The 7,937-nt window shown below is 67.9% G+C and carries 10 protein-coding genes; 6 read left to right on the top strand and 4 right to left on the bottom strand.

The genetic code is table 11. From position 1 onward, the window contains the following. Window positions 1-11: 11 nt before the first annotated feature. From ACRDUX_RS06160 to ACRDUX_RS06145, 4 genes are all read right to left on the bottom strand, one after another. Window positions 12-200, bottom strand: a complete 189-nt coding sequence (locus ACRDUX_RS06160) for a ferredoxin (RefSeq protein ID WP_526412020.1) — start codon at window positions 198-200, stop codon at window positions 12-14. Window positions 201-207: 7 nt separating this feature from the next. Next, window positions 208-1,437, bottom strand: coding sequence for a cytochrome P450 (locus ACRDUX_RS06155; protein ID WP_526412018.1), 1,230 nt, complete (start codon window positions 1,435-1,437; stop codon window positions 208-210). Window positions 1,438-1,499: 62 nt separating this feature from the next. Beyond that, window positions 1,500-2,303, bottom strand: a complete 804-nt coding sequence (locus ACRDUX_RS06150) for an alpha/beta fold hydrolase (protein ID WP_526412016.1) — start codon at window positions 2,301-2,303, stop codon at window positions 1,500-1,502. A 25-nt stretch (window positions 2,304-2,328) separates the two neighbouring features. After that, window positions 2,329-3,924 carry a Na+/H+ antiporter gene (locus tag ACRDUX_RS06145; protein WP_526412015.1) on the bottom strand — a complete coding sequence of 532 codons (1,596 nt, stop codon included), beginning with the start codon at window positions 3,922-3,924 and terminating at the stop codon, window positions 2,329-2,331. A gap of 54 nt (window positions 3,925-3,978) precedes the next feature. On the opposite strand from ACRDUX_RS06145, the gene ACRDUX_RS06140 reads away from it, so the two are divergent. From ACRDUX_RS06140 to ACRDUX_RS06115, 6 genes are all read left to right on the top strand, one after another. Continuing rightward, the gene (locus ACRDUX_RS06140; RefSeq protein ID WP_526412013.1) at window positions 3,979-4,293 is read left to right on the top strand and encodes a UBP-type zinc finger domain-containing protein; all 315 of its coding nucleotides are present in this window, start codon (window positions 3,979-3,981) and stop codon (window positions 4,291-4,293) included. Between the two features lie 24 nt (window positions 4,294-4,317). Continuing rightward, window positions 4,318-5,427: an ATP-grasp domain-containing protein gene (locus ACRDUX_RS06135; protein WP_526412011.1), complete on the top strand. Its 1,110-nt coding sequence runs from the start codon at window positions 4,318-4,320 to the stop codon at window positions 5,425-5,427. After that, complete coding sequence (locus ACRDUX_RS06130; RefSeq protein ID WP_526412009.1) at window positions 5,424-5,888, top strand: Rv0361 family membrane protein; 465 nt, start codon at window positions 5,424-5,426, stop codon at window positions 5,886-5,888. Before ACRDUX_RS06135 ends, ACRDUX_RS06130 begins: the two co-directional genes overlap by 4 nt. A 19-nt stretch (window positions 5,889-5,907) precedes the next feature. Further along, window positions 5,908-6,321 (top strand): rhodanese-like domain-containing protein, encoded by a 414-nt coding sequence (locus ACRDUX_RS06125; RefSeq protein WP_526412007.1) that lies wholly within the window; start codon window positions 5,908-5,910, stop codon window positions 6,319-6,321. Further along, window positions 6,318-7,562, top strand: coding sequence for an O-succinylhomoserine sulfhydrylase (locus ACRDUX_RS06120; protein WP_526412005.1), 1,245 nt, complete (start codon window positions 6,318-6,320; stop codon window positions 7,560-7,562). The genes ACRDUX_RS06125 and ACRDUX_RS06120 overlap by 4 nt, the downstream gene beginning before the upstream one ends. Further along, a partial coding sequence (locus tag ACRDUX_RS06115; RefSeq protein ID WP_526412003.1) for a hypothetical protein occupies window positions 7,563-7,937 on the top strand: 375 nt, incomplete at its 3' end.

Below are 7,937 nucleotides of genomic sequence, written 5' to 3'. Positions count from 1 at the left end.
GCACCACGACGTCACTCCAGCCGCAGCGCCGAAGCCGGACAAATCTTGACGGCCTCGCGGGCGTGGTCCTCCTCGCCCGCGGGGACGTCGTCGGTGCGCAGGACCACGACGCCGTCGTCGTCGGCGTCGAAGAGTTCCTCGGAGACCATCATGCAGTTGCCAGACGCAATACAGGCGTCGCGGTCGGCTATCAGTTTCATCGGGGCATCACCACCTCACCAACAACGACCGTAGTCCGTAGATGAAGTGAAACGAACGGAACTGGACGTCTTCGAAGTCCTCGGCGAGCGCCAGTCCGGGGAAGCGGCGGAACAGGGCCGGCCACGCGATCCGCATCTCCATCCGGGCCAGTGGTGCGCCGAGACAGTGGTGCACGCCGTGACCGAACGCCAGATGCCCTGGCGCACCGCGGCGAATGTCGAGAACGTCTGGCTCATGCGTGAATTCGGGGTCCCGGTTGCCCGCAGGCAAGGAGGCGAAGACCAACTGACCCGCGGGTATCGGGACCCCGGCGATCTCGACGTCGGCGGTGGTGATCCGCGGTATCGAGGTCTGCACGATGGAGAGCCACCGCAGTAGCTCCTCGACCGCGGGGCCGACGGCATCGGGATCGTCGCGAACCGCGATCAGCTGGTCGGGGTGACGCAGCAGCGCCAGGGTGCCGAGCCCCAGCATGTTCGACGTGGTCTCGTGCCCGGCGAGCAGAAGCAGGCCTGCGATGCCGACGAGTTCGTCGTCGGTGAGCTCGTTGCCGTGCTCGCGGACCAGCGTGCCGAGGATGTCGTCACCCGGATGGCTGCGGGCGCTGTCCACCAACGAGTGCATGTACTCGCGGCCTTGGCGCTGCAGTTCCATCCGCTCGGTGATCGGGAGCGACAGGTCGAGCTGCCGCCCGGAACGGGTCTGGAATTCGGCGCGGTCGGAGTAGGGCACGCCGAGCAGCTCGCAGATGACGAGTGACGGGATGGGCAGCGCGAAGTGCTGCACCAGATCGGCCGGTGCGCCCGCGGCCTCCATCGCGTCGAGGTGGTCCTCGACGATCTCGGTGATCCGGGGCTCCATCCGCTTGATCCGACGGAAGTTGAACTCAGGCGTGAGCATCCGGCGCAACCGCTGATGTTCGGGCGGGTCGAGGCCGAGCAGATTGCCCGCCCTTGCGCTGGCCTGCTCCTCCTCGGGCATTACGGGCGCGCCGGGGATGACGAACCCTGGCGGGCGCGCGTTGGAGAAGTGTTCGTAGTCCGACAGCACCGCCTTGACGTCGTCGTGGCGGGTGACCAGGTGGACCTTCATGCCGAAGGCGTTGATCACTTCACGGACACCGGTGGTCTCGCGAATCCGTCCGAGCTCCGGGGTGGGGTCCAACGCGTCGCGGCGCATGTGTACCGGAGGTAGGGCCGGTTCTCCCGGCCGGAGCACAACATTCGGTGCGGTCATGTGCTCGACGGTACCGACGGTTTCCCAACTGCCACAGAAAGCGTGGCGGCGGTGGCGATGCGTCAGCGCGTCAGGAAGTCATCCACCAGCTGATTGACCAACGCGGGGTCCTCGAAGGCGGCCAGGTGGGCAACACCGTCGAGCACGACGAACGTCGAGCCGGGGATCGCATCCGCCATCGCCTTGGTCTCCCGATTGGGGAACGTCGCGTCCTCGACGCCCGCGACGACCAGCACCGGCGTCCTCGTGCGGGACAGCAGGGCGCGCTGATCGGGCCGCCGCGGCACCACGCTGCGTACCGCCCACGCGCAGGATTCCACGTCGTCGGCCTGCACGGTGGCCCGGACGACGGCGACGACGTCGGGTCTGCTCCGCAACGTCGTCGGCCCGAGAAAGGCCTTCAGTACCGACCGGGTCAGCGGTGGCCGGATCCCGCCGAGCCAGCGGGCCATTCGCAGCAGGAAGCCGTACTCGACCTTTTGCCGAGCACCTGCCGGCGACGCCGTGCAGTTCATCAGCACGGCGCGGCGGACGCGGTCGGGGTAGGTGGCGGCGAACGTGCCGCCGATCATCCCGCCCCAGGAGTTCCCGACGAAGTGAGCGCGGTCGATGCCGAGCCCGTCGAGGATGTCGACGACGCACCGAGCGCAGTCCTCGAAGGTGAATGCCGCCGTGAGTCTTTCGCTGCCGCCGTGTCCGGGCGGGTCGATCAGGACGACGCGATACCGGTCGGAGAAGTGCTCGGCCTGCGCCGACCACATGTCGCTCGTCATCAGCAGGCTCGGCCAGAAGAGGATCGCCTCACCGGTCCCCGCGACGCGGAGGCGTATCTCACCGAGCGTGGTGTCGACCCGAACGTCCTGCACCGTTGGAACGGTAGTCGCCGCGCAGTCAGTCGCGGTCGAGCGCCGCCTCCTCCAGATCCAGTCCGTGCAGGACGGATCTGAAGATCTCGTCGTCGATCCGCCCGGCGTCCCGCTCGGCGATGAACGTGTCGCGCTCGGCCTTGAGCATCTCCAGCCGCAGGCGTTTGAACGCCGCCGAGGGACCCTCGCCGATCTCGTCGTCGCCGCGTCCCAGCTGCTCCCATGCCGAGTTCCTGCGGCGGTCGTTCCAATGTCGCAGCACGGTGGCGGCACGTTCTCCGACGTCCGAGTCGGGGCGCTGCAGGGCCATCAGTTCGTCGAGGCGGTCCGCGGCCGCCTGCGCAGCCTTGGTCTGTGCCGCGGCCTGGTCGAGGGCGTCCTTCTGGACGTCGTCGCCCTGCACGTCGAGCACCTTGATGATCCAGGGCAGGGTGAGGCCGTGCAGCAGAAGCGTTCCGACGACGACCACGAAGGTGAGGAAGACCAGCTGGGGTCTGCCGGGGAACGCATCTCCCGACAGTGTGCTGGCGGGCACCGCGAAGGCCGCCGCGAGTGACACCACGCCACGCATCCCCGCCCAGGCGACGATGAAGACCTGCGCCTTAGTGGGTTTCTCCTCGTTCTCGCGGATGCGCCGGGAGAGCTTCCTCGGCACGAAGGCCATCAGGAACACCCACACGATGCGGACGACGATCACCGTCACGAGGACCGACACCGACGCGATCGCCAGCACGGCCGCCGAGATGCCTCTCAACTCGGCGACCACGGTCGGCAGCTGCAAGCCGATGAGCAGGAATGCGAACGACTCGAGGACGAACTGCAGGGTCTTCCACACCGCGGTGTCCTGCAGTCGGGTGGCGTAGCCGGCCCTCGACGACTTCTGACCGAGGATGAGGGCGGCCACGACGACGGCGATCACACCGGAACCGTGCGCCTCCTCGGCGAGCAGATAGATGAAGAACGGAGCCACCAGGCCGATCGCGCTCTCCACCAGCGAGTCGCCGAGCCAGGTCCGGACGAACACGATGAGAGAACCCATCGCGGCGCCGATCACCGTGCCGCCGACGGCGGCGAGTGCGAACGTGAACACGGGGGTGCCCCAGGTCGATGCCGTGCCGATCGCAGCGGCGAGCGCGACCTTGTAGGCGGTGAGCGCGGTCGCGTCGTTCAGCAGGCTCTCCCCACCGAGAAGCGTCATGATCTGCCGGGGCAACCCCAATCTGCGCCCGATCGCCGCCGCCGAAACGGCGTCCGGCGGCGCGACGATCGCGCCGAGCGTCAGCGCCGCAGCCACCGTCAGCTCGGGCACCGTGTGGTACGCGACTACGCCGACCGCGAACGTCGTCACCAGGGGCAGGCCGACCGCCAGCAGGCCGATCCGGCGGGTGTTCTTGCGCAGGGCGACGTAGCTGCTCTCCAGCCCCGCCGACCACAGCAGTGGCGGCAGGATGACGAACAACACCAGGTCCGGTTGCAATTCGAGGCCGTGCACGCCAGGGATCAGGCCCGCAAGGAGTCCCGCGACCACGAGCGCCAACGGGCCGGAAACGTCGTACCGACGGGCGATCCCGGCCAACAACACCGACGCTACGAGCACCGCGAGCAATGAGGCGCCACCCACGTTGCCAAACCCTTCTGTCGGGGACCCGTCCGGGACCGAACTATTCTGAACACCATGCGGAGGAGAACGCGACGGCGCGACGTGAATTCCCCGCCATCTCCTCAGACGTGCGAGCACCTGGCGGAGGCCGCCGACGCGGCCGAGCCGGAACCCATCACGCCCGGCAGCTGCCAGGAATGCAATGAACTCGGCGAGAGTACCTGGGCTCACCTGCGAATGTGCCTGACGTGCGGCCACGTGGGCTGCTGCGACTCAAGCCCGCACCAGCACGCCAACAGGCATTTCCACGAGACCGACCATCCCGTGATGCGTTCGGTGGAGCCCGGCGAGAACTGGCGCTGGTGCTACGTCGACATCCGGCTGGGCTGATCGGTCTGGCAGGGTGGACGCACCATGACTGAACCCCTTGGGAAGACCACCGACCGCCCGCGCTCGGTCCTGCTGCTCGGGGCGGGAGACGCCGGCCAAGAGCTGGCGTGGGCGTTCGAGCGTCTCGGCGCCGCAGTGGTGCGCGTCGAGGAGTGTGAAGACGCCGACGCGGTCGTCGCCCTGCTCGACGAGCATCGGCCGGACTACGTCGTCGCCGTCTCCTCCGACGTTTCTTCCGCCGTATTGATCGCCGCGGCCGAGCGCGATTCCGTCGAGGTGTTCCCGACGCCGCGTGCCAACCGACTCGGCGTGGACCGGGAGGGCCTGCGCAAGCTGGCGGGCGACGAGTTGGGCCTGCCGACCGTGCCGTTCTGGTTCGCCTCCTCGCCGGAGGAGTTGGCCGCGGTCGCCGGGCACTCCGGCTTCCCGCTGGTGGTCACCCCGTTGACCGGCACGGTCACCGAAGGCCAGTCGGTGCTGACGCGGCTCGAGGACGTCGAGCCGGCCTGGAAGCGCGCCTTCGCGGCGGGGCCGACCTGGGCGAACCGGGTGATGGCGGAGACCGTCGTCGACACCGAACACGAGATCACGCTGCTCACGGTGCGCACGACCGAGGCGTCGGGACCTGCGGTGCAGTTCTGCGAACCGATCGGGCACCGGCAGGCCGACGGCGCGCCACTGGAGACGTGGCAGCCGCAGCAGCTGTCGCTCGCGGCGCTCGATGCCGCGCGGTCCATCGCGGCGCGCATCGTCGGATCGCTGGGCGGCCGCGGCGTGTTCGCCGTCGAACTTCTGGTCCGCGGGGACGAGGTGTACTTCGCCACCGTGCGGGCGCAGCCGTTCGACGTCGGCATGGTCACCCTGCGCTCGCAACGACTTTCGCAGTTCGAACTCCACGCAAGGGCGATTCTCGGTCTGTCGGTCGACACGATCATGATCTCGCCGTCGGCGGCGGAGGTGGGGACCAGGCGGGCAATCTCCACCAGTGCACTGACCGAGGCCCTAGCCGTTCCCGAGAGCGACGTGCGTCTGCTCGAGGGGACGTCGGTGGCCATCGCCACTGCGCCAGACGTCGTCCGGGCTCGCGATCGCGCGCACCGGATCTCGACGGTCGTACACGGACTCGGGTCGTGACTGGGTCCGACTCCGGGTCCGAACCCATCCAGCTGCCCGAGCCCGAACCCGATCGTCCGACCCTGGCCCCGTTCGTGGGTGGGCTGGCGGTCTTCGCGCTCGTCGTGATCGGAATCATTCTCTTCAACGTCTTCGGCACCCAACAGACCACCCCGGGGGACCAGGTGGCCCAGGCCGCCGTCGGCCAGAACGACGCGCTGCAAAGCCAGGACTACGCCAAGTTCCGCAACTTCACGTGTCTGGCGGATCAGGGCACCGAGGCGAGTTTCCTGTCCAGGCAGCGTGACTCGGTGGCCAAGAACGGCGAGCGCTACGTCAACGACGTTCCGACCATCCGCGTCGACGGTGAGCGCGCCACGGCGACGGTGATCTACCACTTTGCCAATGCCGTCGAGCAGACCTCCAGCTCCGACCTGACGTTCGTGCGGGAGGACGGGGCGTGGAAGGTTTGCTCGAAATAGATATGGGACACTCGCGATCGTGAGCTATGCGGGAGACATCACCCCTGAAGAGGCGTGGAAGCTGTTGGTCGACGATCCCGAGGCCGTGCTGGTGGACTGTCGCACCACGGCCGAGTGGCGCTTCGTCGGCGTCCCGGACACGTCGTCGTTGAAGCGCGACGTCGTCTACATCGAGTGGAACCGCACCGACGGCACGCACAACGACGGGTTCGTCGATGACCTGGCCGCCGCGGGCGTGACCGCTGGCCAGCGGCCCGTCGTCTTCCTGTGCCGCTCGGGCAACCGCTCCATCGGTGCGGCCGCGGCCGCCACCGCGGCGGGAATCGCGCCGTCCTACAACGTGCTCGACGGGTTCGAGGGAAACCTCGACGAGGACGGGCATCGCGGCGCGGCCGGCTGGCGTGCCATCGGACTTCCCTGGAAGCAGTCATGACCACTTCTGATTCCACGCCCGGAGGCCCTATCCCCTCGGTCCGCATTCCGAAGCCGCTGCCCGACGGTGTCAGCCAGGCCACCATCGGGGTGCGCGGCGGCCTGCTGAGATCGGGTTTCGAGGAGACCGCCGAGGCGCTGTACCTGTCCTCGGGCTACGTCTATGAAACCGCGGGCGATGCCGAGAAGGCGTTCACTGGCGAGATCGACCGCTACGTGTACTCGCGTTACGGCAATCCGACGATCTCGATGTTCGAGGAGCGCCTGCGGCTGATCGAAGATGCGCCCGCCGCGTTCGCCACGGCGACCGGCATGGCCGCGGTGTTCACCTCGCTCGGCGCGCTTCTCGGGGCGGGCGACCGACTCGTCGCCGCCCGCAGCCTGTTCGGCTCCTGCTTCGTGGTCTGCAACGAAATCCTGCCGCGCTGGGGTGTGGAGACCGTGTTCGTCGACGGTGAAGACCTCTCGCAGTGGGAGGAGGCGCTGTCGGTGCCGACGCAGGCGGTGTTCTTCGAGACGCCGTCGAACCCGATGCAGTCGCTCGTCGACATCGCCGCCGTGTGCGACCTCGCCCACGCTGCGGGAGCAAAGGTGGTGCTGGACAACGTCTTCGCCACCCCGCTGCTGCAGCAGGGTCTGCCGTTGGGTGCCGACGTCGTGGTGTATTCCGGCACCAAGCACATCGACGGGCAGGGCCGGGTGCTCGGCGGCGCCATCCTCGGTGACAAGGACTACATCGATGGACCGGTGCAGAAGCTCATGCGCCACACCGGTCCGGCGATCAGTGCCTTCAATGCCTGGACCATGCTGAAAGGCCTTGAGACGCTGGCAGTTCGGGTGAACTACTCCAACAGTTCGGCGCAGCGCGTCGCGGAGTTCCTCGAGGGTCATCCGTCGGTGAGCTGGGTCAAGTATCCGTTCCTGGAGTCGCATCCGCAGTACGACCTGGCCAAGCGTCAGATGAGGGGTGGTGGCACGGTGATCACGTTCGAGCTGGCGGCCCCCGAGGGGCAGGGCAAGCAGCGCGCCTTCGAGGTGCTCGACAAGCTGCGTGTCATCGACATCTCCAACAACCTCGGAGACGCCAAGTCACTGATCACCCACCCGGCCACCACGACTCACCGTGCGATGGGCCCGGAGGGGCGTGCGGCCATCGGTCTCGGCGATGCCGTGGTGCGGATCTCGATCGGGCTCGAGGGTACGGAGGATCTGATCGCCGACCTGGATCGGGCGCTCGGCTAGATGTCGCGTTCCAGCGCGGCCAAGAAGGCGCGTCGCAAGAAGCGACTCGTCATCCGTAACGACAGTTGGCTGCCTGGGGACGTGCACGCGAACATCAAGGGCGTCGCGCGCATCGCTGACGAAATCATCCCGCGCGGTTGGGTATTCGACGACGAGTTCTCCACTGGGGAGACACTCACCTGGTATTACACGCCATCGGGCATCGACGTCTCTGAGGACCTGGACGACGCGGTGGAGCCGGTGACGCGGATCTGGCTGACCAGTCCCGACGAGCCGCACGTGATCCTCGTCGGCTCGGACGAGGACGCGGATGACATCGCACTGACGGTCGAGGAGCTGTTCGGCCGGCTCGAGGCCATCGAGGAGTACCGGCTG

It is taken from the genome of Mycobacterium sp. (assembly GCF_050701675.1).
GTDB lineage: Bacteria > Actinomycetota > Actinomycetes > Mycobacteriales > Mycobacteriaceae > Mycobacterium.
Note: the sequence above shows the minus strand (reverse complement) of the source record. Positions and strands in the feature narration are given on the sequence as shown.

What these genes read in the sequence shown, in the direction of transcription:
- ACRDUX_RS06120 (WP_526412005.1), top strand. Translation starts at nt 6,318, where the DNA reads ATGACCACTTCTGATTCCACGCCCGGAGGCCCTATCCCCTCGGTCCGC.
- ACRDUX_RS06155 (WP_526412018.1), bottom strand. Translation starts at nt 1,437, where the DNA reads ATGACCGCACCGAATGTTGTGCTCCGGCCGGGAGAACCGGCCCTACCT.
- ACRDUX_RS06140 (WP_526412013.1), top strand. Translation starts at nt 3,979, where the DNA reads ATGCGGAGGAGAACGCGACGGCGCGACGTGAATTCCCCGCCATCTCCT.
- ACRDUX_RS06135 (WP_526412011.1), top strand. Translation starts at nt 4,318, where the DNA reads ATGACTGAACCCCTTGGGAAGACCACCGACCGCCCGCGCTCGGTCCTG.
- ACRDUX_RS06160 (WP_526412020.1), bottom strand. Translation starts at nt 200, where the DNA reads ATGAAACTGATAGCCGACCGCGACGCCTGTATTGCGTCTGGCAACTGC.